This is a genomic window from Corallococcus sp. CA054B (genome assembly GCF_003611625.1).
Lineage (GTDB): Bacteria > Myxococcota > Myxococcia > Myxococcales > Myxococcaceae > Corallococcus > Corallococcus coralloides.
In genome coordinates this window covers 1-26,506 of sequence record NZ_RAVY01000085.1, presented here as the reverse complement: position 1 = coordinate 26,506, position 26,506 = coordinate 1, and the positions used below count along the sequence as shown (strand labels likewise).

The following is a 26,506-nucleotide window of genomic DNA, read 5'->3' as shown; positions in this document are numbered from 1 at the left end:
CTCAGGCCGGCTGGCGCATGGCCGCGACGGGGCGCTTCTCGAAGGCGGCGAGCGTGGTGGCGATCTCCTGGTTCACCTGCCGCAGCATGTCCTGCTTCTCCCGGAACGGCAGGAAGGAGCTCTTGAAGCCGGACACGATGATGGTGGTGAGGTCCTCCAGCGACAGGCCCAGGTTGCGGTGGGCGAGCCACAGCTCCTTCGTCACGGTGGTGTCGGTGATGAGGCGGTTGTCCGTGTTGATGGTCACCCGCAGGCCGTAGTCGAAATAGAACTTGAGCGGGTGGGACTCCAGCGAGGACACCGCGCCCGTCTGGACGTTGGAGGACGGGCAGACCTCCATGGGGATGCGGTGGTCGTTGACGTAGTTGAGCAGGTCGCCGTCCTCGCGCAGCCGGGTGCCATGGCCGATGCGGTGCGCGCCCAGCGAGTGGATGGCCTGGGAGATGGACTCCGGGCCGAAGGCCTCACCGGCGTGGGCGGTGCAGTTGACGTTGTTCTTGAGGATGAGGCGGAAGGCGTCCAGGTGGTCCTTCGCGGGGAAGCTGGCCTCCGCGCCCGCCAGGTCGAAGCCCACGACGCCGCGGTTCTTGTACGCCACGGACAGCTCCGCCAGGCGCATGGACGTCTGCGGGTTGATGTGGCGGATGCCGCAGACGATGACGGCGCACTTGATGCCCGTCTCCTTCTTGGCGGCGCGCAGGCCCTCCAGCACGGAGTCGATGACGGTGGTCATCTTCAGGCCCTTCTGCAGGTGCAGCGCGGGCGAGTAGCGCACCTCCAGCCAGCGCACGTTCTCCGCGGCGGCGTCCACGGCCAGCTCGTAGGCGGCGCGGTAGAGGGACTCGGCCGTCTGCAGGACGGAGAGCGTCACGTCGAACGCGACGAGGTACTCCTCCAGGCTCTTGCACACCTGGCCCATGTGGATGGCCTTGGCCAGGCCGTCCTCGGTGTCGGCCATGAGCTTGATCTTCTGCTGCTCGGCCAGCTCCAGGATGGTCTTGAGGCGCATGGACCCGTCCAGGTGGCAGTGCAGGTCCGTCTTGGGGAGCGCGTGGAGCAGCTCCTCCGTCACCGCCAGCGTGGGAGGCGGGGTGATGTCCGTACGCCGGGCGGATGAAGGGATGCCGGTGGCGTTGGGGGTTTCGTCGTCACGAATCGTGGGCATGGTCGAAGTTCCTCGCTTGCGTCATCCTCCCCAAACCATGCCGTCCCGCGCCTGTCCACGCCTGCCCCTGCCGACCTGCCTGATGTTGACGCTGGCCGTCATGGCGTGCCAGCGGGCGCCGGTGGAACCGGCCTTCCAGTACTCCAGCGATGCGTCCTCGCGGACGGGGCTCACGGCCCTTTCGGACGGGGTGCTCCTGGGCAACGAGGCGGGCGCGGTGGTGCGCCTGGACCGCGAGGGCCGGCCGGTGTGGACCACCCGACTGGGCCGCGAGGTGGCGGTGCCCCCCGCCCTGGCCGGTGAGAGCGTCGTCGTGGGGACGGTGGTGGGCGAGGTGGCCTGCCTGTCGCTCAAGGACGGCAAGGAGCGCTGGCGCCTGGGAGGCGAGCCGCCCGTCCTGACACCGCCCGTGGTGGACGACGCGGGACACACCGTCTTCCTGGTGGCCCCCGACGGCGCGGTGCGCGCCCTGGCGGTGGACTCCGGGCAGGAGCGCTGGAAGCGGCCGGCGCCCAAGGCTTCCGCGCCGGTGGAATCCTTGGATTCACAGGTATCCGTGGCCCCGGGGCTCCGGGCGGCGCCGGTGTTGGTGGCGGACGTGCTGGTGGTGCCGCTCGGCGCCGGGCTGTGGGCGCTGGACGCCCGGAGCGGTGAGCCGCGCTGGTCGCGGCCGGTGACGGACGTGGTGGGACTGGATTCGGAGCGCGACACCGTGTTCGTGGCCACCCGGCCGGGGCGGGTGCTGGCGCTGTCGGTGAAGGACGGGAGCACGCGCTGGGAGCAGCAGCTCGCGGACGGGGTGACGGGGCCGCCCGCGCGGGCGCTGGGCGCGCTGTGGGTGGGCGCGGGCCCGTCTTCGCTGGTGGGGCTGTCCACGGCGGAGGGCCGGGAGGTGGCGCGGGTGGAATTGCCCACGCCGCTGGTGGGCCGGGTGCAGGTGGGGCTGGAGGACCTGCTGCTGGTGCCCACGTCCGGGCACGCGGGGAACCTGGTGGCGCTCAAGGCCCCGGGCTGGACGACCGCGTTCACGGTGCGCGCGGACACGCCGCTGCGCACGCGGCCGGTGGTGCGCGGGCCGCTGGTGTTCGTGCTGGGGTTGGACGGTCGCGTGCTGGCGTGGCGCCTGCGGGTGCCGCCGCCCAACTGAGCGCTCAGGCTCCGGAGCCGGTGGGCGCGTCCGCGCTCGCTGGGTTCGTGGACTCCACGTAGTCCAGGTCGCGGTGGAAGGTCTCCGCCAGCCGCGCCAGTGCGACGAGCGCCAGGACGAAGCACACCGCGCCCACGGCGAGCGCCGCGTGCGCCACGCCCAGGGAGCCCTTGAGCTGGCCGAAGGCGGTGGCGGCAATCACCGCGGAGCCGCGCACGAAGTTGGGCACGGACGTGGCCACGGTGGCGCGGATGTTGGTGCCGAACTGCTCGGCGGCCATGGTGATGAGCACCGCCCAGTAGCCCACGGTCAGGCCAATGAGGAAGGTCAGCGCGTAGATGAGCGTCGGGGTGAGGCCCGGCATGAGCCCGTACACGAGCACCAGCGCGAACCAGGCGCACAGGCTGAAGCCCACGGCGCGCTTGCGGCTCTGGAGCCACTGGCTCAGCAAGCCGGACGACAGGTCCCCCAGCGTCAGGCCCACGCTGCCGAAGAGGATGGCGTTGCCGGCCGTCACCGTGCCCTGCACGTGGAGGCCCGCCGTGAGTTCCGGAGCGAAGACGAAGAGGATGCCGGTGGTGAAGTAGATGGGCACGCCCACCAGGATGCAGCCCAGGTACTTCGTGAAGCGGCCGCCCGTGAGGAGCAGGAGCGGGTTGCCCCTCTCCGGGCCGGCCTTCTGGGTGAAGAGGGCGGACTCGGACACCTTGAAGCGCGCGAAGAGCAGCAGCAGGCCCAGCACGCCGCCCGTCACATAGGCCGTCTTCCAGTGCAGGTGCTGCGCGACGAGCGCCGCGACGACGACGCCCAGCATGCCCAGCGTGGCGACGACGGTGGTGCCCAGGCCGCGCTTCTCCTTGGGCAGGGACTCGGCGACCAGCGTGATGGCCGCGCCCAGCTCTCCCGCGAGCCCCAGGCCTCCGAGGAAGCGGCAGGCGGCGTAGCTGTTCACGTCCCAGACGAAGGGGTTGAGCAGGTTGGCCGCCGAGTACAGGAGGATGGAGCCGAACATCACGGACAGCCGTCCCCGCTTGTCCCCGAGCAGGCCCCAGAAGAGGCCGCCCACCATCATCCCCGCCATCTGCGCGTTGTAGATGAACAGCCCCTTCTGGAAGATGTCCGAAGGGTCCGTGAGGCCCAGGTCCTTCAGCGACGCGACGCGCACCACGCCGAAGAGCGTGATGTCGAAGAGGTCCACGAAGTAGCCGAGCCCCGCCACGAGGACGGTGAGGTTCAGGACCGAGCGCAGTTCCCGGAGGCGGTTCATGGCGCGCACGGCTCCATGACCCAGGTCGAAGTCCGCATGTTGCCACCCTACTGTTTCTTGTTCAGGCTGATGGACGCATTCCACAGGTGAACCCGGGCAGCGAGCTTCATGTACACCCATGCCGTGCTGGTGCCCTTCAAGGTCAACCCCAAGGACGAGGGGCACGCGGACGCCCTGTCGATCGCCAAGGGACTGCACGAGCGGATCCGGAAGCACCCGTACAAGCTCCAGAACAAGACGCGGAGGCTCTACAAAATGAGCAGCCCTGCTCCCTACGCCGTCGTCAATCTCCCCTGCGGAACCAGGGGCCTTTCCCAAACACAGACGCCTCCCTCGCGCCCGCCCACCCGGTGAGTCCGGGGTAACGGGCGCGGGCGGTCTCCGCCCTCCCGCCGTCCCCACCGGAGCGTGACAGGCAATCCACACGGCGCGGTGCTTCCAGTAGAATTCCCTGGAAGGTAGGTTTTACTGCATGTCCGTGTTGGAGGCCGTGGCGAGGCAGCGCGTGGTGGTGCTGGCCCTGGTGCTGGGCCTGTGGAGCCCCGCGTGGGCGGCCGAGCCGTGGCGGGCGGTGGCGCGCGTGGCCACCTCCGAGGACCGCGCACTGCTGGAGCGGGTGCGCGGGCAGAGCAGCGACCTGCCGGTGGTCCTGGAAGCGGAGGCAGGGCCGTCCATGGATGCGAGCCCTGGTGGCGCGTGGCACGAGGCAGAGCGGCTGGCTTCACGGAAGGACGCTCGCGCGGTGCTGTGGTTCACGCGCGATGCAGCGGAGCTGCGGGTGTCGGTGGCGGCTCCGCGCACGGGCCACCTGTTCGTGCGGAGCGCGCGGGTGGAGGGTGCACCGGAGACGCTGACGTGGTCCGTGGGCGCGGAGGCCCTGGCGTTGGCGGTGCGCTCGGCGCTGCGCGCGGTGGACGCGGGCGAACCGCTGGGTGACGTGGTCGCGCCTCCTCCCCCATCTCCCGTGGTGGTGGCGCCTCCTGCGCTCCCCGCCGCGCCGGCTCCAGGGGTCGAGGCTCCGGTGGCTCCAGGGGACGGGGCCTTCGTCCAGGTGGGCGTGCACGCGGCGCTGGACGGGTATCACTCCTGGGGACAGCAGGGGCTGTCCGTGGGCGCGGGCTGGGCGGGCCGGGTGCTGCGCCTTCGCGCGCAGGTGCTGGCGGCGCTGCCGGTGCACCTGCGGGACGCATCCGCGGACATCCGCCTCACGCAGGGCGCCGCGCTGGCGTGGGCGGACGTGCCCTTCGTGAAGGCGGGCGCGTGGGAGGGCACGGTGGGCCTGGGCGCGGGCGTCGCGGGCTTCTGGCGGCGCACGGAGGCCCGGGCCCCGGAGGTGGAACCCACGCCGTCGCGGCTGCTCGCGGCCTTCGTCGTGGGACCGGCGGTGCGCGTGGCGTGGCGGGTGGGGCCGGCGCTCGCACTGGAGGCGGCGCTGTCGGGCGAGGTGCTCCTGGGACGGCCCCGGCTGGGGTACGCGACGGAGGGTGGCTTCGTGCTCCGGGAGGACGGTGCGTCCGTGCGCCCCCGACTGGGAGTGGGGATGGTGATTTTTCCGTGAGCACCGATGACCCGATCTGGCGGCGCCCCTTCTCCTTGAGGGGCATGAGGAGCTCGGGCTCACATGCGACCGTCGCGCCCCGTGGCGAGGACGCCCGGCTGACGGCGGCCATGCGGGGACAGCGCGACGCGACCGAAGCCCTGCTCCTGGATCTGCTGCCGCGCGTGCGCAACCTGGTGCGCTACCTGGTGCGGGGGGACTCGGATGTGGAGGACATCGCCCAGGAGTCGCTCATCGCGCTGGTGCGGGGCCTGCCCACCTATCGCGGCGACGGGCGTTTCCACGGCTGGGTGGACCGGGTGGTGGTGCGCACCACGTTCGCGTGGCTCAAGCGTTCACGCGGACGCGAGGCCCGCTACAGTGGGGACCCGGTGGAGTTGTTGGCGGTGCCGTCCGACGAAGCGCCGGCGGACGAATATCTGCACCGCCGTCACCTGGTGACGTTACTGGACCGGTTGTCGACGGAGCAGCGGCACGCGCTGGTGCTGCACCATGTCCTGGAATTGAGCGTGCAGGAGATTTCGACAGAGCTGGGCGTCCCCTTCGAGACCGTGCGCAGCCGGCTGCGCCTGGGACGCACAGCCCTGCGCGCGCTGGCCTCGGACGGCGAGGCGCCCGAGGGGGAGTCGTCATGAGCCCCCGCCCCCCCGACGACGGTGACGGTGAGCCGCTGGACGACCTGCTGCGGCCCCTGGACAACGGCAGTGGGCCCGCGCGGCGGCTGTCCCGGCAGCGTTCGAGCGCGCTGGTCCAGGCGGCCTTGGACGCGGCGCTCCAGCAGGCGCCGGAGCCTCCGCGAAGACGCAGGCGGCCTCCCGTGTGGTTGATGGCGGGCGCGGCGCTCGTATTCACCGGAGCCGCGGCCGCCGCCGCGTGGCGCTATGCGCGGCCCGTGCAGCCTCACCCGCAGGTGCTGACGCCGGCCGTGCCGGAGCCGACGCAGGTGGCCACGCTGGAGCCGGTGCCCCTCCCCCCGCCCGCGCCGTCCGAGCCCTTCGTCATCGAGCATCCCCGGCCGCTGCGTCCGAGCATCACGGTGAAGGAGTCGTCGAAGCCGGAGGACCTGCTGCGGCAGGCCAACGCGCTCCGTTCGGCGGGGAAGTGGACGGACGCGGAAGGGCTGTACCTGCGCGTCATCCGCGCGGAGCCGTCGTCGCTGGCCGCGTACGTCGCGCGCGTCGCATCGGGGTCGCTGCGGCTGGAGCACCTGGGTGACGCGCGAGGCGCCCTGCGCCAGTACCAGGACGCGGTGCGGCTGCACCCCGGAGGCATGTTGGATCCGGAGGCGCGCCACGGCGTGGCGGAAGCCCACCGCGCCCTGGGCGACGCGGCGGCGGAGGCCCGGGCGCTGGGAGAGTTCCTCTCGCTGCATCCGGACTCGCCGCTGAGCGCGGCGTCGCGCGCGCGGCTCCGGGAGCTGTCGCCGCCATGAGGCACGGCCCGACGTGGCGGTTCATGCGGCGTCTTCCGGCGCCGGGCGCGGTGAAGCTGCGCATCGCGGGGCTCGTGTTCTGGAGCGCGCTGCTGAGCGCCGCGTGCACGGTGGATGATCCGGTGGCCACGCTGCGCTCGCCCGACGCGGGGACCGACGTTCCGGATGAATGGGCGGCGCACTGCGCGGACAGCGGACCTCCACTGCTGCTCGGGAATCCGGCCTCGGGCCCCCAGGTGTGCAGCGGCCAGCTGGCGCAGACGCTGTTCCGCCGCGCGGCGTGTTCCTGCGAGGGACTGTCCCTCAGCGCCCCCTTCACCGTGGATGCGTTCCGAAGCTCCACGGGCCCCTACGCTCCCGGCGGCACGGGCGGTGACGTGGGCGTGAATGGAGTCCTGTCCGCGAACGACCGCGTCTCGGTGGGCGGCTCGCTCCAGGTGGGCGGCGTCCAGCTCAGCAGCCCGCTCACGGTGGGCGGCGGGCTGGACAGCAACGGTCCCCTCTCCGGCCCCGGCACCTCCGCCACCGTGGCCGGTGACGCTCGGGTGAACGGGGACGTGGGGCTCGCCGGGCTCACCGTGGGCGGCGTGCTCACCGTGCCTCCAGAGTTCTCCCCGGGCCCAGCCCAGGCGTCGGAGCTGCGCCGTGAGCCCGTGCCCCCGGTCATCCCTTGTGGCTGTGACGAGGGCTCCCGCTTCGACCCCGCCGCGCTCATCGCCCATCACACCGTGGACAACGACAACGCGGCCATCGGCCTGGACCCGGCGACGCTGACGGACGTCACCGGCGAGCGCGTGCTGGAGCTGCCCTGTGGCCGCTTCCTGCTGACGCGCATCGCGGGGCCGGGCCACGCCACGCTGCGCATCCGGGGCCGCACCGCGCTGTTCATCCCCGGCGGCGTGGACCTGAAGGAAGCGCTCACCGTGGACGTGCAGCCTCCCGGTGAGCTGGACCTCTTCCTGGCGGGGGGCTTCATCGTGTCCGGCGACCTCACGCTGGGCTCCGCCGCCCTGCCCTCGCGGGTGCGCGTCTACGTGGCGGGCTCGCAGGCGCTGGACATCTCCGCGGGCAGCACGCTCGCGGGCAACCTCTACGCGCCCCAGGCCCAGCTCAACCTGAGCGGCAACGCGGAGGTCTTCGGCTCGCTGTTCGTGCGCCACCTGGAGTCGTCCGGCGCGGTGCAGGTGCACCACGACGCGGACGTGCTCGGCGCGGGCGCCGCGTGCCCCGCCGGCCAGCTCAGCGGAACACGACGGTCTTGTGGCCGTTGAGCAGGATGCGGTGCTGCACGAACCACGTCACCGCGCGGCCCAGCACCACGCTCTCCACGTCGCGCCCGATCGCCGTCAGGGCCTCGGGCGACAGCGTGTGGTCCACGCGCTCCACGTCCTGTTCGATGATGGGCCCCTCGTCCAGGTCGCCCGTGACGAAGTGGGCCGTCGCGCCAATCAGCTTCACGCCCCGGTCGTAGGCCTGCTGATACGGCCGAGCCCCCTTGAAGCTGGGCAGGAACGAGTGGTGGATGTTGATGAGCCGCCCGCGCAGCGCATCGCACGTCCCGCCGGAGAGGATCTGCATGTACCGGGCGAGCACCACCAGGTCCACGCGCTGCTCGCGCACCAGTTCCAGCAGGCGCGCCTCCTGCCGTTCCTTGTTCTCCGGCGTCACCGGCAGGTGGTGGAACGGAATGTCGTGGGACGCGGCCAGCTGGTAGAAGTCCCGGTGGTTGGACACGATGGCCGGGATCTCCACCGGCAGGATGCCGCTGCGGTAGCGATACAGCAGGTCGTTCAGGCAGTGGCCGATCTTCGAGACCATCAGCAGCACGCGGGGCTTCTCCGCCGCGTCGTGCAGCTTCCACTCCATGGAGAAGCGCCCCGCGAGCGCACCGAAGGCCTCGCGCAGCGCCGCGGGCTGCGCCTTCCCCTCCTCATCCGCGAAGTGCACGCGCATGAAGAACAGCCGCGTCTGCGGGTCGCCGTACTGGGCGCTGTCGAGGATGTTGCAGCCGTGCTCGGCGAGCCAGCCGGAGACGGCGTGGACGATGCCGCGCTGATCCGGGCACGACAGCGTGAGGATGTACTGGGCGGGACGCTCGGTCATGGACGGCGGCGAATATAGCCCTGGCGGGTGGAGGCTCGTCCCCGGGCACGGCGGGGAGTGTCCGGTGCCATGCGAGGGACACTTCCCTCTCCAGGAAGCGAACCTAGACTCTGACCTGAGATGGCCGACGGTCTTTCAGCCAACGCGTCCCAACGCCGCCGACGACCGGTGTCGGACTCCCTGCGCGAATACGGCCGGGGCATCGCGGGAGGACTGCTCTTCAGCCTGCCGCTGCTCTACACGATGGAGGTGTGGTGGGCGGGCTTCACGTCCCATCCGGGCAACGTGCTGGGCTACCTGGTGGCCACGTACGTGCTGCTGCTCGGCTACAACCGCTACGGCGGCTTCCGCAGGGACGTGTACTGGCTCGACGTCTTCACCGACTCGATGGAGGAGCTGGGGCTGGGGCTGCTCGTGTCGCTGGGGGTGCTCGTGCTCATCGGCCGCATCGGCCAGGGAACATCCCTTCAAGAAGCAGTGGGCATGGTGGTGGTGGAGGCCGGCACGGTGGCCATCGGCGTGTCGGTGGGCACCGCGCAGCTGGGCGGCCAGCACCGCGAGGAGAACGAGGAAGAGGACAAGAAGCGGCTGGAGTCCGCGGACCACGTCCCCGGCCAGCTGGTCATCTCGTTCTGCGGCGCGGTGCTGTTCGCGGCCAACGTGGCGCCCACGGAGGAGGTCGTGATGATCGCCGTGGAGACGCGGCCCTGGTGCCTGCTGGGGATCGCCGTGCTGTCGCTGCTGCTGGGCGGGCTCATCCTCTTCCAGAGCGACTTCACCCGCGCGCACCGCTTCACGCGCCGCCGTCTGCGCCGGGACGTGTTCGCGGGCACGTTCGTCACCTACGCCATCGCGCTGCTGTCGAGCGCGCTGGTGCTGTGGTTCTTCGGCCGGTTCACCGGCAACGGCCTGAGCGTCTGCGTGGCACAGGTGGTGGTGCTGGCGCTGGCGTCGACGCTGGGAGCTTCCGCGGGGAGATTGCTCATCCAATCATGAAGACCCATTGGAACTGGCTGGAGGGCGTCGTCTTCATCGCGAGCTGTGTGCTCGTGGCGCTGGTCATGGGCTACCTGGCGGTGGACGCGTGGACGACGGGCAGCGGCCCGCCGGACCTGACCGTGCAGGTGGGCACGCCGGTGGCCGCCGCGAACGCGAAGGAGTGGCGGGTGCCCGTCACGGTGACGAACCACGGCGACTCGGCGGCGGAGGAGGTCCACGTGCGCGTGTCGCTGCGAGGCGGCCGCGAGCCGAAGGAGGAGGCGGAGTTCGTGCTGGCGTACGTGCCGCGCCACTCCCAGCGCGAGGCCTGGGTCGCCTTCCGGCAGGAGCCTTCCCCTGAGGGCGTGGAGGCGCACGCGGTGGGCTTCGCCACGCCCTGACGCCCGCTGCTATCCTGGCCAGGAATGCGCGCCAGGAAGACGTGGTGGTGGTGGGCCGCCGTGCTCGTCCTCGGGCTGGGCGTGGCCGTGGTGTCCTTCCGGGAGCCGCGAGGCCACGACTCCTCCTCGAATCCGCATGCCCGCGATGCGGAGGCAGCGCACGCGAGAGCGCGCTTCGCCCCGCTCCTGGCTCCGCATGCGGAAGGCTCGCTGCGCATTAGCGGCGTCGTGCGCGATGCGCGCGGTCCCCTCGCGGGCGTGCAGGTGTCCGCGTCCCGCGTGGACGCGGACACGCTGTCGGAGCGCCCCTGTCCGCCGACGCACCCGCGCCATGAACACTCCCCACAGCGGATGCGGCAGGGGGACTGCTGCTTCCAGGAGATGGCGCTGGAATACGCGCGCCGGGTGGAGGCTCGCGAGGGTGAAGCGCCCGTGCTTGCCCAGACGGTGACGGAGGAAGACGGAGCGTTCGTGCTCGAGGGCCTGCCCTCCGGCACGTTCACCCTCTGGGCGCTGGGTGACACGGGCGCGGCCGTGCAGCCGGACATCCCGGCCGGCAGGGACGACGTGACGCTGACGATGGACGACGGCGTCTTCCTCTCCGGCGGAGTGGTCGAGGAGTTCACTCGGGCTCCCATTCCCGGCGCGCGGGTGACGCTGATCCACGAAGCCGGGACCCGCTTCTTCGATGCGCTCGCGGACGCCCGGGGGCGCTTCCGCGTCGGGCCCCTGCCCGCGGGCCGCTACCTGCGGGTCGCGAGCGTGCAGGGGTACCAGACCCAGGCCTTCCGCGAGGACGTCTGGCTCGATGCCGACGTGGACGTGACGCTCGTGCTGCAACGGAAGCACCGGCTCGAAGGCGTGGTGCTGACGCCCGAGGGCCTTCCCGCGAGCGGCCTGGACGTCCATCTGGCGCTCTCCGAGGGAGAGGGTGAAACCTCGACCACCCGGAGTGATGGCCAGGGCCGGTTCGCCTTCGAGGACGTCCCCGCCCTTCCCCACGAGCTCTGGACCCGGACCGGGGATGAGACCGCCCATGGACAGGCCTTGGGGACGCCTCCCGAAAAGGTGGTCCTCCGGATGGAGCCCACCAGGTTCATGGAGGGGACCGTGAGGGACGAGCAGCGCAGGCCGCTCGCGGGCGTGCGCCTGCGCGTGAAGGGCCACCACCTGGGGGGACAACCTGTTCCCGAGGTGCTGACGGATGCGGCAGGCCATTACCGTCTGGGTCCATTGCTGGATCGCAGGGTCGACCTCAGGCTGATGCTGGCGCATTACGCCGACCGGCTGGAGAGGCTCACCCTGGGAGATCCCCATGCGGGCCCCTGGGACTTCACGCTCACGCGGGTTCCGTCCGTTGAAGGCCAGGTGGTCGACACGGAAGGCGTGCCGCTCGCGGGCGCCCAGGTGCGGATCACCATGACGCGCGAACTTCCGAAGCGCGTCTGGGACCTGTCCGCCGTCGACGACCAGAGCGACACGTCGGACGAGTCAGGCCACTTCACCGTGGACAGCACGCATGAAGGCCCCGGCCAGCTGTCCGTCACGGCCCGGGGGTTCCTTGCCGTGAAGCTCCCCGTGGAGGTCCCGTCGACAGGCGTCCGGGTGGTGATGAACCGGGGGGCTTCCGTGTCCGGCACGGTGATGGATGCGACAGGACGTCCCGTGAGCAACGTGGACGTCCGGCTCTGGAACACCGAACCGCTGAGCGGAGATCCCCACCACACGACCGTGGACCCACGGGGCGCCTTCTCGCTGGGAGGACTGGAGGCAGGCCACTACGTCCTGGAGGCCCGGCTGCGGACGCCCGGCATCGAGCACACCGCGTCGCAGCCCGTGGACCTGGAGGCGGGAACGCAGGCCACCGTGTCCGTGCGCTTCGAGGAGGGACGCACGCTGCAGGGGATGACGGTCGGCGGCGATGGACAGCCGATGTCCGGCGTGCGCGTCCAGGCCTGCCTCCTTCTGGAGGACGTGCCCGCGTGGCAGACCCACGCCCCCGACTGCTCCGTCACGGGAGAGCGCGGCGTCCTCTCCGGACCGGATGGCCGCTTCGTCTTCAAGCACCTGACCGCCCCGGCCTACCAGCTCATCGCCTGGAAGGACGGCCATGCCTTCGCGCCCTCGCGCTCGCAGGGAGGAACGCCTGACAGCACCGCCCTGCTCGTCACCATGGGGCAGGGAGACATCCGGTTGGTCCTGGAGCGAAGACCCCGCGTGCGGGGACAGGTCGTGAGCGATGACGGGACACCGCTGCCCTGCAAGGTCTTCGAACGCAGCGCCTGGGTGCATGCTCCGGACGGGACGTTCGATCTCCCACTGCCAGACGATGGCCCCGGGGGCCTCCTGGTGAGCGCGAAGGGCTTCTTCGAACTCCAGCGGAAGTTCGTCGTGAGCCCTGGAACGGACATCGACCTGGGCACGCTGTGGATGACCCGGAGCCGCACGGTGCGCTTCATCGTCTTGAGTGAAGCGACCCGCGCGCCGCTTGCGGGCCTCAAGGTCGCCATCCACACGAACGCGGACGCACCTCGGCCTGGCGTCCGCGGAAGTACATTCTATTTCGGGATCCTCGACGTGGAAGGAAGCGTGGAGGTGGAGGGGGTGCCCTTCGAGTCCGCCACCTTCTCCGTCAGCATGTACGGAGGGCCGGAGCAGGGAGAAACGAACGGGGTCCTGGATGCGACCCAGGAGACCGTCACGGTGCTGATGCCCGAAACGAACCGCTGAGCCAGCCAGGCGGCTATCCTGCGCCTACGCACTTCGGGAGACGCGGCGCATGCGCAGGGGGAATCGTGGAGCATGGCTCGCCTTGGCGGGCATCGTCGGCCTGCTGCTCCTGGCCTTCTTCATCCGGCACGAACGCGGGCGTGCGCCAGGGCCCGCGGCTCGCGGGTCGACCCCTGCGTCCGGGTTTCTCACTGGCTTCAGCGCTGGACCCTCCTCCACTCCATCCACTGGGAGTCCACGCATCACCGGCATGGTGCGCGATGCACGGGGCCCCGTCGCGGGCGTGCGCGTGTCCGCTTCGCGCGTGGAGCCCGGGGTCACGCTGTCGGAGCGCTCCTGTCCTCCCTCCGAGGACGCACCCGCTGAACCAACGCGCCGGCTGAGGCAGTGCTGGGACGAAGCCTTCGACGAACTGGTGGATCAGGTCGACCAGCGCGAAGGAGAAGCCCTCACCGTCGCGGAGACCACCAGCGCGGAGGACGGCACCTTCGTCCTGGACGGGCTTCCCGACGGAACCGTCACCCTCCACGCCACCAGCGGCCAGAACGTGGCGATGCGCCCGGACGTGACGAGGGGCCAGCAGGACGTGGTCCTCGTGCTCGATGAAGGTTCCTTCTTCGGGGGCATCGTCCTGGAAGGACCGGCGGGAACCAAGCCCATCGCGGGCGCGCGCATCACCGTCTTCTCCCACGAACACACGCACTTCTTCCCCGCGGCCAGCGGCGCGGATGGACGCTACCGCATCGGGCCCGTGCCTCCGGCCGACTACGGCATCCTCGTCACGGCCTCCGGCCGCGGCCCCAACCTGCGCATGCGGGTGGAGCCTCTGGAAGAGGACACCTTCATCCTGGACCGCCCCGCGAAGTACGCGGGCATGGTGGTGACGCAGCAGGGAGCCCCCGCGCCCGGCGTCTCCGTCCGGCTGTACAAGCCCAGCGCCGCGCCCGAGTCGCGCACCGCGCTCACGGATGCGCAGGGACGCTTCTCCTTCCCTTCCGTCGAAGACGTGCCCGGTCAGCTCTTCGCGGAGACGGCGGCGCGTGACGGTCTGGCCCATCTCAGGACGGGGCCCCGCGAAGACATCGTCCTCACGCTCGGGCCCGGCATGGTCCTCCAGGGCCACGTCAGCGATGAGAACGGACGCCCGATTCCCGGCGCACGGGTCATGGCGGATCTCGACGATGCGAACACGCCCTCCCCGCGCGGGCAGACCGTCACGGATGCGCAGGGGCATTACCGGCTGGGCCCGCTCTTCCGGCTGCCACACTTCGTGGCGGTCCGCGCGGAGCACTACATCGACGATGAGCCGGAACATTACGAACTCGGTGAGGTGGAGGAGACGCTCGACTTCACCCTGCCGCGCGCCCTCTCCGTGGAGGGCATCCTCGTCGACGAGGCGGGCCAGCCGCTCGCGGGGCGCGAGGTCTTCCTCCATCCCGGTTCGGCGACCTCCGTCATCGCCGACGTCTCACTGGAGTCCACCGTGACGGACGAAGCGGGGCGCTTCATCCTGGACTCGGACGAGGCGGGGCCCGCGTGGCTGAGCGTCTCCGACGAGGCCTTCGTCCCCCAACACGTCACGGTCGAGCGTCCATCGCGGGACGTACGCCTGGTGCTGCGCCGGGGGGCTCGCGTGCCCATCACCGTCCTGAGCGCGGCGGGCGCCCCGGTGCGCGGCGCCAGGGTGGAGCTGTGGAAGCAGGATGCGCGCGGCGAGTCCCACCACGCTGGCGTCACGGATGCCCTGGGACAGGTCACGCTCCAGGGCGTTCCTCCCGGAAGCTATGTGGCCGAGGCGACCCTCGCGAGACAGGCCGTGGACGTCCATGCCTCCCAGCCGCTGGAGGTCCAGACAGGGGAAGCGCCGCCCGTCACGCTGCGGCTGGAGGAAGGCCGGACCCTGCAAGGCACCGTCGTGAATCTCCAGGGCCGGCCCCTGCCCGGCGTCAGCATCCGCGCGGAGCTGCTGGACGCGGACCGGCCCCGCTATCGCAGTGCCCAATCGAAAGGAAGGATTCCGGAGGGCGTTCGCACGGATGCCGAAGGCCGCTTCACCCTGCGCTCGTTGAGCGCGGCCCGCTACACGCTCCGCGCGACGCTGGCGGAGCACCGCATCGACGGCGCCCTGTCCCAGGGTGTCCGCGCGGGCAAGTACGCGACCGCCATCGTGGGCAGGGACACGGCGGAGGTCCGGCTGGTGTTGCGGCGCATCCCGCATGTGCGCGGCCGGGTGGTGGCGGAGGACGGCGCGAAGCTGGAGCTCTTCGAGGTGAACGGTCGCCGGTATGAGGATCCGCAAGGGCGCTTCGACCAGCCCCTGCCCAAGGCCACCGGCCCCCAGCGGTTCGTGGTGCGCGCCAGGGGCTACGCGCCGGTGGACCGCTCCGTCACCCCGGACGGAGATGGCGACGTGGACGTGGGCACGCTCACGCTGACGCGGGGGCGGACGGTGCAGGTGTTCCTGCGTGACGCCGCGACGGGCGAGCCGTTCACCGGACGCGTGCGCGATGACTCCGGACAGTGGGCCACCATCGCCATCGGCTATCGGATCCATGGAGAGGGCGTCGCGGGTGGCCCGCCCTACCCGCCCGCCACCGGAGCGGTGCCGCGCAAAGATGGCTCGCTGCTGCTGGAGCACCTGCCCCCTACCGCGTTCACGCTCGAGGTGGACACCCAGTTCCACCTGCCGGCACGGGTGACCGTGGGCGAAGCGGAAGACAGCCTCACGCTCTCACTCGACTCCGGCGCCCGCGTGACGGGCTACGTCCGCGACGCGCGGGGCCAGCCGCTGGGTGCCGAGCTCGTCTTCACGCGCTCCGACGGCCTGACACTTCCACGCAGTCTCGCCTCCGGAGAGTTCACCCTCCGGGCCATTCCCCCAGGGCGCTACACGGTGAATGCCTGGCTGATGGAGATCACCAGCCAAACCCTCTTCCCGCCCCGCACCGTGCAGGTCCCTCCCTCCGGAGAAGTCCGCGTCACCTTCGACGAGCTGGGCACCGGCACCACCGTCACGCTGCGGCTGCCGCCGGAGGTCGACCTCGCGTTGCTGTTGCCCGGTCAGGCGCCCTTCCCCGACAGCCCCAGGGCCTTCGAACACCTGTTCCTCCAGCAGCATCCCGTGGCGGAATGGACCGGCCCGTCCGTCACGTTCCGCCGCGTTCCCAAGGGCCACTACACCGTCATCGCGAGCACGCGAGACAAGGACCGCATCCATCGCGAAGAGCTGGACGTGCCCGCCGAAGGCACACTGTCCCGCGACGTGAAGCCGGTGTGGAGGCCTCTCGCGCCCTGACGCGGGGGCCCGCTATCCTGCCGCGCATGGGGAATGGCGGACCTGGGGGACTGAAGCCTTGGCTGGGAGGCATCGCGCTGGCTGCCGTCGCGCTCCTTGCCTTCCTCCTGTGGAACACCGAGGCGCCTTCCTCCGCGAAGGACTCGCCCGTGACCCCGGTGTCGTCCGCGACGAAGCCGGCGGCGCGGGCGACACGGATGACCACGCCACCAAGCCCCGCGGGCACCGCGCGCATCACGGGCCGCGTGCTGGGGGCCTCCGGCCCGGCCGCGGGCGTGCGCGTCTCCGCGTCCCGCGTGGAGCCTGGGGTCACGCTGTCGGAGCGGCCCTGTCCCAATCCTTCCGGCCAGGACGACGCGCGGGCTCCGGCCCTCAAGAGCGGCACGTGCAGCTTCGACTCCGAACGCATGCAGTGGGAGTCCGTGGAGGCCCGCGATGGCGAGGCCCCCGTGTTCGCGGAGGCGGCCACGGACGCGGAGGGCCGCTTCGTGCTGGAGGGACTGCCCGAGGGCCTCGTCACGCTCTGGGCCCTGGGCGACACGGGCGCGGTGTCGCAGGGGGGCGCGGCGGTGGGCTCGAACGACGTGGTGCTGACGCTGGAGCAGGGCGTCCTCTTCGAGGGGACCGTCACGGACACGGACCGCAAGACCCCCATCCCCGACGCGAGGGTGACGCTCGTCTCCCGCTGGCACACGCGCTTCTTCGACGCGACCACCGACGCCGAGGGCCGCTTCATCGTGGGTCCCCTGCCCCAGGGTGACTACGCCGCCTTCGTCACCGCGGAGGGCCGGGCCCCGTGGTTCAAGCCGGAGATCGAATCGCTCACCGACATGCAGCCCGTGGTGCTCGCGCGTGCGCTCTCGCTCTCAGGACAGGTCCTCTCCGTGGACGGCGCGCCGGTGCCGGGCATCCTGGTGCACCTCGACGGTGACACCGCGACGGCTTCCACCCAGCGCACCACCACCGATGGCGAGGGGCGCTTCCGGTTCAACGCGCCCGCCGTCCTCCACCAACTCACCGCGGAGTCCGGAGGCGCGTTCGCCACGCTGGATGTGACGCCGCCCCTGGAGCACGTGGAACTGCGGCTCCAGCCCGGTGTGTTCGTCACGGGCACGGTGCGCGACGACGCAGGCCACCCCATCCCGAACGCGCGCGTGGAGACCTACCGCGAGGACGGCGGTCCCGTCGCCGCCGAGGCGACCACCGTGACGGACGCGGGGGGCCGATACCAGCTGGGCCCCACGCGTCCCGGGCCGCATACGTTCCGGATCCTCGCGCCCCATCACCTGGACGTGGAGCTGCATGCGCAGAAGCTCCAGCAGGGCATGGCGCCCCTGGACTTCACCCTCAAGCGCGCGAAGAGCGTGGAGGGCCGCGTCGTCGATACGTCGGGCGCTCCCGTCGAGGGCATCCTCCTGTCGCTGTCAGGGAGTCGCCTGGGCGATGGGGACACCATCGACGCTGGCGGCGCCCGGCGCTCGGACGCCACCGGGCACTTCATCCTGGACGTGCAGCGCGCAGGGACAGGAGAGCTGTCCGTGGAGGATCCGTCCTTCCAGCGCCAATCCATCGCGGTGAACATCCCCTCGCGGGATGTCGTCGTGGTGCTGGACCGGGGCGCCTCCGTGTCCGGCACCGTCACTGATCCACAAGGGCTGCCGTTGCGGGGAGCTACCGTGTCGTTGGAGACGGAGGCGCAGGAGGACGCGCCCTACGAAGAGCCGCGTCAGACCCTGACGGACGAGCAGGGCCGCTTCCATCTGCAAGGGATTGCCCCGGGCACGTACCTCCTGGGCGCCATCGTCCGCGGAGACCTGATGGACGCATCCGTGTCCCAGCCCATCACGTTCCAGGCGCGTGAACACCGGAACGTGTCCCTGCGCATGGAACCCGGTCACGAGCGCTCCGGCATCGCGGTGGATGGGGCGGGACAGCCGCTCGCGGACGTCGTCATCACCGCGGACCTCGACGAGGACGCTTCATCCGAATGGCGCACCGTCTATGACAGCGGACCTTCCGGACTCCGCACGGGCCCGGACGGACGCTTCACCCTGCGCGGGCTCGTGGCCCCCCGCTACGCCGTGTGGGCCCACCTGCCGGGCTACACCTTCCGCCCCGGGCGCTCCCAGGGCGGCGAGCCCATCGCGGAGAAGGATGGCCTCTGGGTGGACTCCAGCGAGGCGCCCCTCCAGCTCGTGCTGGAGCGCGACGGACGCATTCGGGGCCGCGTCGTGGCACCGGGAGGACAGGCCGTCACCTCATTCCAGGTGAAGGGCGCGGACCTCTACAACTCCGCCCAGCCCGACGAGTGGCCGGACGGTGCGTTCGAGCTTCCCTTCGGCATGGCGGGCCCGGCGACCCTGACCGTGGAAGCACGTGGCTTCATGCCGCTGGAGCGCGCCGTGACGCTGTCGGAGGGCGTGGACCTGGACCTGGGCGTGCTGACGCTCGACCCTGGCTGGACGCTGCGGCTCGCGGTCCACGACGCGGAGACCGGCGAAGCCCTGTCCCAGCTGGAATCCTTCCGGGCGACCCTCACCAGGCCAGGAGACTCCGACATCGCCCGCGCGAGGTCGCATCCCCGGAACGTCCCCCTTCGCGACGGCGTCTACACCCTGTCGCAGCTGCCGCCCCCGCCCTTCACCCTGGCGCTCCAGAGCCGGAACACGCGTCCCTTCGAGCAGCAGGTGACAGCCCGCGTGGACACGCTCACCGTGGCCCTGGACCGCGCCGCGACGGTGCGGCTCCTGGCCCGGGACACGAACGGCACGCCCCTGCCCGCGCTCGTCTCGCTGAAGCAACTGGGGGCCTATCCCATGCCCCGCTACCAGGACTTCGCCCCGGGGGGCACCCTCGTCCTCCGAGGCGTCGAACCCGGCGAGTACCTGCTGGATGCCCGCGCGGCAGACCCGTACGAAGGGCCCCGCTTCACGCCCCGGAAGGTGCTGATTCCCCCCCGGGGCGAGGTGACCTTCACCGTGGAGGCAAGCTCACCTTGAAGCGCCGCGGGCCTGGTTGGCGCGCTCCCACGCGTCCTGCCAGGCCATGCCCGTACCCGGCGCGTAGTGCGACGCCGCGCCCTTGCACCAGCCGGAGTACGGGAAGGGCTTGCAGCGGTAGATGAGCCCGTCCGTGCCCTCCACCAGCGTGCCCGCCGTGTAGCTGTCGATGCCCGCCGGGTACTTGTACTGCGCGGATCCGCCGGTGGAAGGCTTCTCGATGTCCACCTGGAACGAGTAGCCCGTCTCCTTCGCGTACACGCGGTTGCCCTGCGCGTCCTGCACCGGCGTCACGCTGCCCGTCGTCTGGAGCACGCCCACCTGCACGCGGCTGGACCCCGCGTTCACCTGCTGCGCCAGCCGGTACATCCACGTCGCCGCGGGCGTGGCCGCATCGAGCGTCAGCGGATACGACTCGGCGTCGCGGCCCGCGCTGTCAAAGAGGCGGAACGTCACCTTGCTCGACTTGGGCAGGTCCTCGCGCGCCTGCACCTGGCCCAATTCCTTCCACGACACCGGCGGGGGCGGCGTGTCGCTGAACTTCACGTCCGTGCAGGCGTAGAAGGCCTCCGGGCTGTCGGCGCGCTGCCAGATGGCGTAGATGACGTGCGCGCCCGTCCGGCTCGCCGGGAACGGGCAGTTGAGCCGGTAGCGGTTGTTCACCGCGGACACGTTGGTGACGTTGCAGAACGGCGTCGCCTCCAGGTCCGACCACTTCAGGGGCAGCGCGGGGTTGTAGCCCTCCTTCGTCACGAAGAGCTGGAAGTAGCCCGTGGCGTGCACCGCGGTGGCGTGGAAGACGAACTCGAAGCGGCCGTTGCCGTCCGGGGTGATCAGCGTGGACGGCCAGTCCGTGCGCGCCAGGTCCAGGCCCTTGTGGCTCTCATTGGCGGCGCTGCACAGCTTGCCGTCGGGGATGATTTCGCGGTGACGCCCGTTGGCGGCGCCCTGCCGGACGCCGTTCCAGTCATAGAGCGCCTGCGTCCCGCCGGTCTGCACCACGGCCTTGCACGCGGCGGACCTGGGGCTCTCCGGCCCTTCCTTGAAACATCCATAGACGCGGCTCAGCGGCACTTCCATGGAGCCGTGCGCCGCCGCCGGACCGGCGGACAGCAGGGAGACGAAAGCGAGCGACGCGGTGAAGGCCTTGCGGATTGCTGGGAACATCCCTTCCTCCTCTGTTCGGAAACAAAGGAGGAAGGGCCCCGGCAAATCGGGTCAACGGCTGCTCAGGCCAGCAGCTCCGTCAGCAGGCCCTTGGGCAGCGTGGGGTCGCCGAAGTCATCCAGCGGCCCGCCGGCCGCGTTCTTCAGGCCCACCGCGGCGCCAATCGTGTTGAGCATCTTGTTGAGGTTGGGGCTGCTGTTGCCGCCCGCCGCCGTCACCGCCACGCCCTGCTTGAGGTAGCCGTTGCAGCTGCCCGCCAGGATGAACGGGATGTGGCGCGCCGAGTGCGCCGGCCCGTTGCCCAGGTCGTTGAACCAGACGGACACGCCCTGGTCGACCAGCTTCTTGCCGTCCGGCAGGGTGTACGCCGCCAGCTGATCCAACAGGTAGTTGAAGGTCTGCGCGAACTGCGCGTCCACGCGCGAGTGCAGCACGTCCGACCCGGCGATGATGCCGCCCGACGCGTCGTGTGAAGAGCGGCGATGGGAGATGTAGTGGAAGTTCTCCATCAGCTGCCCCGTCGTGGGGTCGCGGTAGCGCGTGGCGCTGTCGTTGCCGTTGCCCACCTGGATGGCCACCGAGCGCGTGGTGCCGCACGCCACCGCCAGCACCGCGATGTCCATGTGCAGCCGCACCGTGGCCAGCACCTCGTCGCCGTCCGTGCTGTTGTAGCCGGGCGCCTGCTGCTGGAGCCGCAGCTCCTCGTCCGCGCGGGCGCGGCAGCTGAGCGCCACCTCCAGGTCGCGCACGTTGGACAGGTGCAGGTCCAGGCGCTGCCGGTCCGTGCCGCTCAGCTCCGGCCGCGACTGGAGCGCCTTCAGCTGGCCCGACACCAGGTCGTTGAGGCTCTTCTGGCGCACCAGCAGCTGCTCGCGCGCCTCCGGCGAGAGGCCTCCGGGGCCCCCCACCATGGTCTGGTAGGCCACCCACGGGTCGTGCAGCGCGGCCCGGCGTGAAGCGCTGCCCCGGTGGGAGATGCAGGGGCCGCCCAGCCACCCGCCGGCCTGCCCCGCGTAGAGGTAGAGCGAGTCGCGCTTCTGCGGGTTCAGCTCTCGGCCGATGCGGTGGTCCAGCGACTCGCCGGACGCCTCGGAGTCGCCGCCCACGCCCTCCACGGCGGGGCCCCGCGCGGTGAGGCACTGGAGCGCGCCACGGGCGTGGCCGTCCCCGTAGTTGTAGTCCTTCATGTTGACGTTGCGCACCACCAGCAGGCGCGCGCGGTGGTCCGCCAGCTCCACCAGCGACTTGCCCGCGAGCGTCGTGGTGGAGAGGTTGCCCAGCGGCTCCGGCCAGAAGCGCTCCGGCTCGTTGCCCAGCTCGGAGGTGTTCTGCGCGGCGGCCACGCCATCCGCCTGGCGCAGGAAGATGGCGAAGGGCAGCGCGTTCGCATCCGCCGCCTGGGCCTTGCGGGGCATCAGCCCCTCCAGCACCGGCAGTCCCAGCATGACGCCACCCAGGCCCTGCAACACGCGTCGTCGGCTCAGTTTCACGGCAGCTCCTCCGGGTGGCGAGTCACGAAGCCCACGCCCGTCACGACCTCGACGACCAGGTCCACGATGGGCAGCTGACCGGACTGCGACAGCTTGCCCAGCCGCGCCACCAGCGCCTCATCCTCCGCCACCGAGGGGCGTCCGCTCAGGAACTCCACCCAGTGGCGCGCGTAGCACTCATGCACCGCCTGCGTGGTCGCGAGCGCGTCCGCCAGGTCCAGCGCGTCCTTCACCGACACCTTCTGTCCGCCAATGCCCGGCGCCGACGAGGCGTCCACCGGGTGCCCGTTGTCCGTCGTGCGGTAGCCGCCCACGGCGTCGAAGTTCTCGAACGGGAAGCCCAGCGGGTTGATGAGCGTCGAGTGGCAGGACGCGCACACCGTGCCGGGCGCCTCCGTGTGCGACGTCACCACCTCGCGGTTGGTGCGGCCGTTGGGCGCGGGCAGCGCGGGGATGTTGGCCGGCGGCGCGCCAATCTTCTGGCACAGCAGGTGCTCCGACAGGAACACGCCGCGGTGGATGGGGTCCGGGTCGATGGACGTCGCGTGCGACGCGAGGAAGCCCACCTGCGTGAGCACGCCCCGGCGCTGCGCCCCGTCCAGCGTCACCGGCACGAAGTCCGCGGTGAAGTTCCCGGTGAGGCCGTAGATGCGCGCCAGCTCGTCGTTGACGAAGGTGTCGCGCGACGTGAGCAGGTCCGCGAAGCGCCCCTTGCGCCCGAAGACGACGTCCTGGACGAAGAGCGCGTTCTCCTTCGCCGCGGACTCCGCCAGCTTCGTGGTGACGTTAGGGAAGCGCGTGGTGTTGGGCCGGATGTTCGCGTAGCGGGGCACGTCGAAGACGGCCTGGTGGTAGGCGTCCACCACGCCGCGCGCCCGGGGGTCCGCCATCATCCGGCGCGCCTCGGCGGCCACGCCCTCGCGCTTCGCCAGCATGCCCTCGCGAGCGGCGGCGAACAGCGCGTCGTCCGGCATGGAGTTCCAGAGCGCGTAGCTCAAGCGGGACGCCACCTCGAACGCGTCCAGCGGCACCTTGCCGTCCGCCGCCTGCGTGCTGCGCTCCACGCGGTAGAGGAACAGGGGCGACTGGAGGAAGCCCTCCAGCACCAGCCGCAGTCCGCCCTGGAACGCGGCCATCGTCGGGTACGCCTTGGGGCCTTCGCGGTACAGCTTCAGGTACGTCTCCACCTCGTCCGCGGTCAGCGGGCGGCGCAGGGCGCGCAGGCCGAAGGACTCCACGAACGCCTTCGCGCGCGCCTCGTCCGTGGTGCTCCCCGCCGGCAACAGCTTGCCCAGCTTCGTCGCGTCCGTGGCCACCTGCCCGGCCAGGTCCGCCGCCGCGCGCTGGTACGCGCCCCACAGCGCCTCGTCCACCGACAGCGCGCGAGCGTCGTTGTCGAAGAGGAAGCCGCTCTGGGACGGGTCCGCGCGGAACGACTGCGCCAGCGCCGTGGGCGCCGCGTCCAGCTTGAGCAGGTCCTTCACGGTGCTCAGCCACTGCGCATGCGTCAGCCGCGCGACGCGCGTCGAACGCGCCGGCTGCTCGACACCGGCAGGGGGATTGTTCGTCCCGCCAGGGCCAGGATTGCGCGGATTCGCCGCGTCAGAAATCTGGCCTTCGCAGGCAGTCAGGAAACTCAAGGTTCCCGCGAGCAGCGCGGAAGTCCACCGTCGTTGACGTAGCGCCATGGGGGGAAGCGCCTCCGTTCGTTGGAGGTCATCCCACTGGGGATACGTCAGGAAGTCAATCCGCACCCTGGACGGCCAGGCGGCCTCCCACACGAATACTGGAAACCGCCGCCGGCACCGGATCTTCCGGGAGCTCAGCCCGGGATGAGGAAGCGCGCGATGACGCGCTTGAGGCCCACGTTGCCGCCGAACTCCACGGTGACCTTGGCGTTGGGGCCACTGCCCTCCGCGGCGACGATTCGGCCGGAGCCGAACTGTTCGTGGCGCACGCGCATGCCGCGCACGTCTCCGCCCACGCCGTCCATGTCGGACGACGCCTGCGAATAGCTGCGGTCCACGCGCGGGCCCGTCTCGTCATCGTCCCAGTTGCGGCGGCGCTGCGGCATGGCGGCGGCGCGCGGCGGGGGCGGCAGGTCGTTCTCCTTGAAGCCGAACAACGCCTGCGGCACGTCCGCGAGGAAGCGGCTGGGCGGGTTGTACTTGAGCTCGCCGAAGAGGGAGCGGCACTGCGCCAGGCTCACGAAGAGCCGCTTGCGCGCGCGGGTGAAGCCCACGTAGCAGAGCCTCCGCTCCTCGGCCATCTCCTCGCCGTTGTCCGGATCGTCGCCCTTGAGCGCGCGCGAGTGCGGGAAGACGCCGTCCTCCAGGCCAGTGAGGAACACGGCGTCGAACTCCAGGCCCTTGGCCGCGTGCAGCGTCATCAGCGCCACGCGGCCCTCGCTCACCTCCGCGTCCGCCTCGCCCACCAGGCTGATCTGCTCCAGGAAGGCCTGCAGCGGTGGCACGTCCGCGGTGAGCGGCGCGGAGTCCACGCCCTCCGGCGCCTCCTCCTCGCGCGCTTCCGCCGCCAGGGCGGAGGCCACCATGTCGGACGCGCGCTTCAGGTCGAACTCCTGCGCCGCGCCCAGGAGTTCCTTCAGGTTCTCCGCCCGGGTGAGCGCCTCGTCGCTGCCTTCCGCGACGAGCGTCTCCACCAGCTTCGACTCCTTGAGCATCTGGTCCACCGGGCCCGCCGCGTCCTTCGCCGTGAGGGCGAAGGCGTGCAGTGATTGGATCAGCTGGTGGAAGCCGCCCAGCCGCTTCTGCGCGGTGGCGTTAAGGGAGGGGATGCGGTGGCGCTCGCCCAGGGCATCGAAGAGGCTCAGTCCCTGCTCGTTCGCGAAGTCCCTCAGCCGCTCCTCGGTCGTGTCACCGATGCCGCGCGCCGGCACGTTGAGCACGCGCAACAGGTCCATGTCCGAGCTCGGACTCGCCATCAGCCGCAGGTACGCGGACGCGTCTCGCACCTCCGCGCGGTCGTAGAAGCTGCGTCCGCTCACCAGCTGGTACGGCACGCGCGCCAGCCGCAGCGCCTCCTCCAGCACGCGGCTCTGCGCGTTGGTCCGGTAGAACACCGCCATGCTGGAGAACTTGATGAGGCCCTCGCGCTGCACGGCCAGGATGCGCCGGGCCACCTCCTGAGCCTCCGCGCGCTCGTCGCGGTGAAGCATTAGCTCCAGGTTCTCCCCCCTGGGCCGCTCGCTCCAGAGCTTCTTCTGCATGCGGCGCGGGTTCTTGGAGATGACCTCGTGCGCGGCGGTGAGGATGTTCTGGTCGGAGCGGTAGTTCTGCTCCAGCTTCACCACCTTGGCGCCCGGGTACTGCATGGGGAACTGGAGGATGTTGTCCACGTCCGCGCCGCGCCAGCGGTAGATAGACTGGTCGTCGTCGCCCACCACCACCAGGTTCGCGGACGGCGGCGGGGCAAGCTGGCGCAGGAACGCGTACTGCACGGGGTTGGTGTCCTGGAACTCGTCCACCAGCACGTGCGTGAAGCGCGTGCGGTAGCGCTCCAGCACGTCCGGCCGGTCACGGAAGAGCTTCACGAGGAGCAGCAGCAGGTCCCCGAAGTCCACCGCGTTCGCCGCGCGCAGCAGCTTCTGGTAGCCCGCGTACACGCGCTGGGCGATCAGCCCGCGCATGTCCCCCCCCTCCACGCGCATGTCATCCGGCAGCCGCGCGGCGTTCTTCTCCTGGTCGATGCGGTGCAGGATCTCCCGTGGAGAGATCGCGGACTCCACGCCCGTGTCGCGCATGGCGCGCTTCACCAGGTTGAGCTGGTCGCCGTCGTCATAGATGAGGAAGGACCGCGTCAGGCCCGCGGCCTCCGCCTCGCGGCGCAGAATCATCGCCGCGGCCGAGTGGAACGTGCTCACCACCAGGTCGTTGGCCTGCGCGCCCAGGAGCTGGGTGAGGCGCTCACGCATCTCGCGCGCGGCCTTGTTGGTGAAGGTGACGGCCAGGATGCGCCACGGGAAGACGCGGCGGACCTTCACCAGGTGGGCCACGCGGCGGGTGATGACGCGCGTCTTGCCGCTGCCGGCGCCCGACAGCACGAGCAGGGGGCCGTCGCCGTGGAGCACGGCTTCCGCCTGGGGCGGGTTGAGGTCTTCGAGGAGGGCGGTTTCGTGGGCGTTCACGGAGGGTTCCACCAGGGGGAAGAACCCCGTCTTCTAACGTCTTTCGCGCGACGGTGCCGGGTCTTCCAGCAGGCCCTGTCGCCCGCCGGGCCGCCCGCCCTCGGGACGGGCATGAGCGTGGGATATAAAAGGGCCCACCTGCCATGTCCGACACCCCGTCCCCCCCGACCCAGGCCCAGCTCGACCGCTACGCGGAGCTGTTCACCCAGAGCCTCACCCTGCGCCACTTCGGCGCCCGGATGTCCTTCCCCGAAGGGCGCAAGGTGGTGGTGGAGCTTCCGGAGGTGCAGCCGCACCACCGGGGCGGCCTGGGCAGCTCCGCCGTCAACGGCGGCGTGCTGGCGGCCCTCTTCGACATCGCCATCGGCTGCACGCCGGCACTCCGGGACACCACCCGCCGCTGCGCCACCGTCCAGCTGTCCATGAGCTTCGAGCGCCCCGTCACCGGAGACCGCTTCCACGTGGAGGCCGTCATCGACAACGGCGGCGCGTCCACCCTCTTCGCCTCCGCGAAAATCATCGATGCCGAGGGCCGGGTGTGCGCCCGCTGCCAGGGCGTCGTGCGCGTCTCCAACCAGCAGTGGGCCTCCGGCGAGAGCCCCGCCACCAACTGACATTCCCCCACCC

At 71.0% G+C, this 26,506-nt stretch carries 19 protein-coding genes; 12 read left to right on the top strand and 7 right to left on the bottom strand.

The window, feature by feature from the left end; all coding sequences use genetic code 11:
- Window position 1: 1 nt before the first annotated feature.
- On the bottom strand, window positions 2-1,165 hold the full coding sequence (gene add, locus D7V80_RS21075; protein WP_014394378.1) for an adenosine deaminase: 1,164 nt from the start codon (window positions 1,163-1,165) through the stop codon (window positions 2-4).
- Window positions 1,166-1,247: 82 nt separating this feature from the next.
- On the opposite strand from add, the gene D7V80_RS21070 reads away from it, so the two are divergent.
- Window positions 1,248-2,312 (top strand): PQQ-binding-like beta-propeller repeat protein, encoded by a 1,065-nt coding sequence (locus D7V80_RS21070; RefSeq protein ID WP_233585585.1) that lies wholly within the window; start codon window positions 1,248-1,250, stop codon window positions 2,310-2,312.
- 4 nt (window positions 2,313-2,316) lie between these two features.
- On the opposite strand, the gene D7V80_RS21065 is transcribed toward D7V80_RS21070, so the two are convergent.
- Window positions 2,317-3,579, bottom strand: a complete 1,263-nt coding sequence (locus tag D7V80_RS21065; RefSeq protein ID WP_120589853.1) for an MFS transporter — start codon at window positions 3,577-3,579, stop codon at window positions 2,317-2,319.
- A 108-nt stretch (window positions 3,580-3,687) separates the two neighbouring features.
- Between D7V80_RS21065 and D7V80_RS21060 the strand changes: the two genes are divergently transcribed.
- The 5 genes from D7V80_RS21060 to D7V80_RS21040 all read left to right on the top strand — a co-directional run bounded on the left by D7V80_RS21060 (window position 3,688) and on the right by D7V80_RS21040 (window position 7,840).
- Window positions 3,688-3,933 (top strand): hypothetical protein, encoded by a 246-nt coding sequence (locus D7V80_RS21060; RefSeq protein ID WP_120589852.1) that lies wholly within the window; start codon window positions 3,688-3,690, stop codon window positions 3,931-3,933.
- A 118-nt stretch (window positions 3,934-4,051) separates the two neighbouring features.
- Window positions 4,052-5,137, top strand: a complete 1,086-nt coding sequence (locus tag D7V80_RS21055) for a hypothetical protein (RefSeq protein WP_120589851.1) — start codon at window positions 4,052-4,054, stop codon at window positions 5,135-5,137.
- Window positions 5,138-5,181: 44 nt separating this feature from the next.
- Complete coding sequence (locus D7V80_RS21050) at window positions 5,182-5,772, top strand: RNA polymerase sigma factor (RefSeq protein ID WP_233585583.1); 591 nt, start codon at window positions 5,182-5,184, stop codon at window positions 5,770-5,772.
- Window positions 5,769-6,569 carry a tol-pal system YbgF family protein gene (locus D7V80_RS21045; protein ID WP_120589850.1) on the top strand — a complete coding sequence of 267 codons (801 nt, stop codon included), beginning with the start codon at window positions 5,769-5,771 and terminating at the stop codon, window positions 6,567-6,569. Before D7V80_RS21050 ends, D7V80_RS21045 begins: the two co-directional genes overlap by 4 nt.
- Window positions 6,570-6,592: 23 nt before the next feature.
- Entirely contained in the window at window positions 6,593-7,840 is a 1,248-nt protein-coding gene (locus D7V80_RS21040) for a hypothetical protein (RefSeq protein WP_199738771.1), read from the top strand.
- Here the strand turns inward: D7V80_RS21040 and purU are convergent.
- Window positions 7,809-8,672: a formyltetrahydrofolate deformylase gene (purU, locus tag D7V80_RS21035; protein WP_120589849.1), complete on the bottom strand. Its 864-nt coding sequence runs from the start codon at window positions 8,670-8,672 to the stop codon at window positions 7,809-7,811. The two genes, D7V80_RS21040 and purU, sit on opposite strands and share 32 nt — an antisense overlap.
- 168 nt (window positions 8,673-8,840) lie before the next feature.
- Between purU and D7V80_RS21030 the strand changes: the two genes are divergently transcribed.
- The 5 genes from D7V80_RS21030 to D7V80_RS21010 all read left to right on the top strand — a co-directional run bounded on the left by D7V80_RS21030 (window position 8,841) and on the right by D7V80_RS21010 (window position 19,075).
- Entirely contained in the window at window positions 8,841-9,668 is an 828-nt protein-coding gene (locus D7V80_RS21030; RefSeq protein WP_233585581.1) for a TIGR02587 family membrane protein, read from the top strand.
- On the top strand, window positions 9,665-10,051 hold the full coding sequence (locus tag D7V80_RS21025; RefSeq protein WP_120589847.1) for a hypothetical protein: 387 nt from the start codon (window positions 9,665-9,667) through the stop codon (window positions 10,049-10,051). The genes D7V80_RS21030 and D7V80_RS21025 overlap by 4 nt, the downstream gene beginning before the upstream one ends.
- Before the next feature lie 24 nt (window positions 10,052-10,075).
- Window positions 10,076-12,781: a carboxypeptidase-like regulatory domain-containing protein gene (locus tag D7V80_RS21020; RefSeq protein ID WP_120589846.1), complete on the top strand. Its 2,706-nt coding sequence runs from the start codon at window positions 10,076-10,078 to the stop codon at window positions 12,779-12,781.
- A gap of 250 nt (window positions 12,782-13,031) precedes the next feature.
- Window positions 13,032-16,076 carry a carboxypeptidase-like regulatory domain-containing protein gene (locus tag D7V80_RS21015; protein WP_158616671.1) on the top strand — a complete coding sequence of 1,015 codons (3,045 nt, stop codon included), beginning with the start codon at window positions 13,032-13,034 and terminating at the stop codon, window positions 16,074-16,076.
- 149 nt (window positions 16,077-16,225) lie between these two features.
- Entirely contained in the window at window positions 16,226-19,075 is a 2,850-nt protein-coding gene (locus tag D7V80_RS21010; RefSeq protein ID WP_147447165.1) for a carboxypeptidase-like regulatory domain-containing protein, read from the top strand.
- Here D7V80_RS21010 and D7V80_RS21005 read toward each other — a convergent pair.
- The 4 genes from D7V80_RS21005 to D7V80_RS20990 all read right to left on the bottom strand — a co-directional run bounded on the left by D7V80_RS21005 (window position 19,067) and on the right by D7V80_RS20990 (window position 25,879).
- On the bottom strand, window positions 19,067-20,242 hold the full coding sequence (locus tag D7V80_RS21005) for a lytic polysaccharide monooxygenase (RefSeq protein ID WP_120589843.1): 1,176 nt from the start codon (window positions 20,240-20,242) through the stop codon (window positions 19,067-19,069). The genes D7V80_RS21010 and D7V80_RS21005 overlap by 9 nt on opposite strands.
- A 62-nt stretch (window positions 20,243-20,304) precedes the next feature.
- Window positions 20,305-21,732 carry a DUF1552 domain-containing protein gene (locus D7V80_RS21000; RefSeq protein WP_120589842.1) on the bottom strand — a complete coding sequence of 476 codons (1,428 nt, stop codon included), beginning with the start codon at window positions 21,730-21,732 and terminating at the stop codon, window positions 20,305-20,307.
- Entirely contained in the window at window positions 21,729-23,372 is a 1,644-nt protein-coding gene (locus D7V80_RS20995; protein WP_233585579.1) for a DUF1592 domain-containing protein, read from the bottom strand. The genes D7V80_RS21000 and D7V80_RS20995 overlap by 4 nt, the downstream gene beginning before the upstream one ends.
- A gap of 182 nt (window positions 23,373-23,554) precedes the next feature.
- Window positions 23,555-25,879: an ATP-dependent helicase gene (locus D7V80_RS20990; RefSeq protein WP_370452515.1), complete on the bottom strand. Its 2,325-nt coding sequence runs from the start codon at window positions 25,877-25,879 to the stop codon at window positions 23,555-23,557.
- A 143-nt stretch (window positions 25,880-26,022) separates the two neighbouring features.
- On the opposite strand from D7V80_RS20990, the gene D7V80_RS20985 reads away from it, so the two are divergent.
- Entirely contained in the window at window positions 26,023-26,493 is a 471-nt protein-coding gene (locus tag D7V80_RS20985) for a PaaI family thioesterase (RefSeq protein ID WP_120589840.1), read from the top strand.
- Window positions 26,494-26,506: the final 13 nt, after the last annotated feature.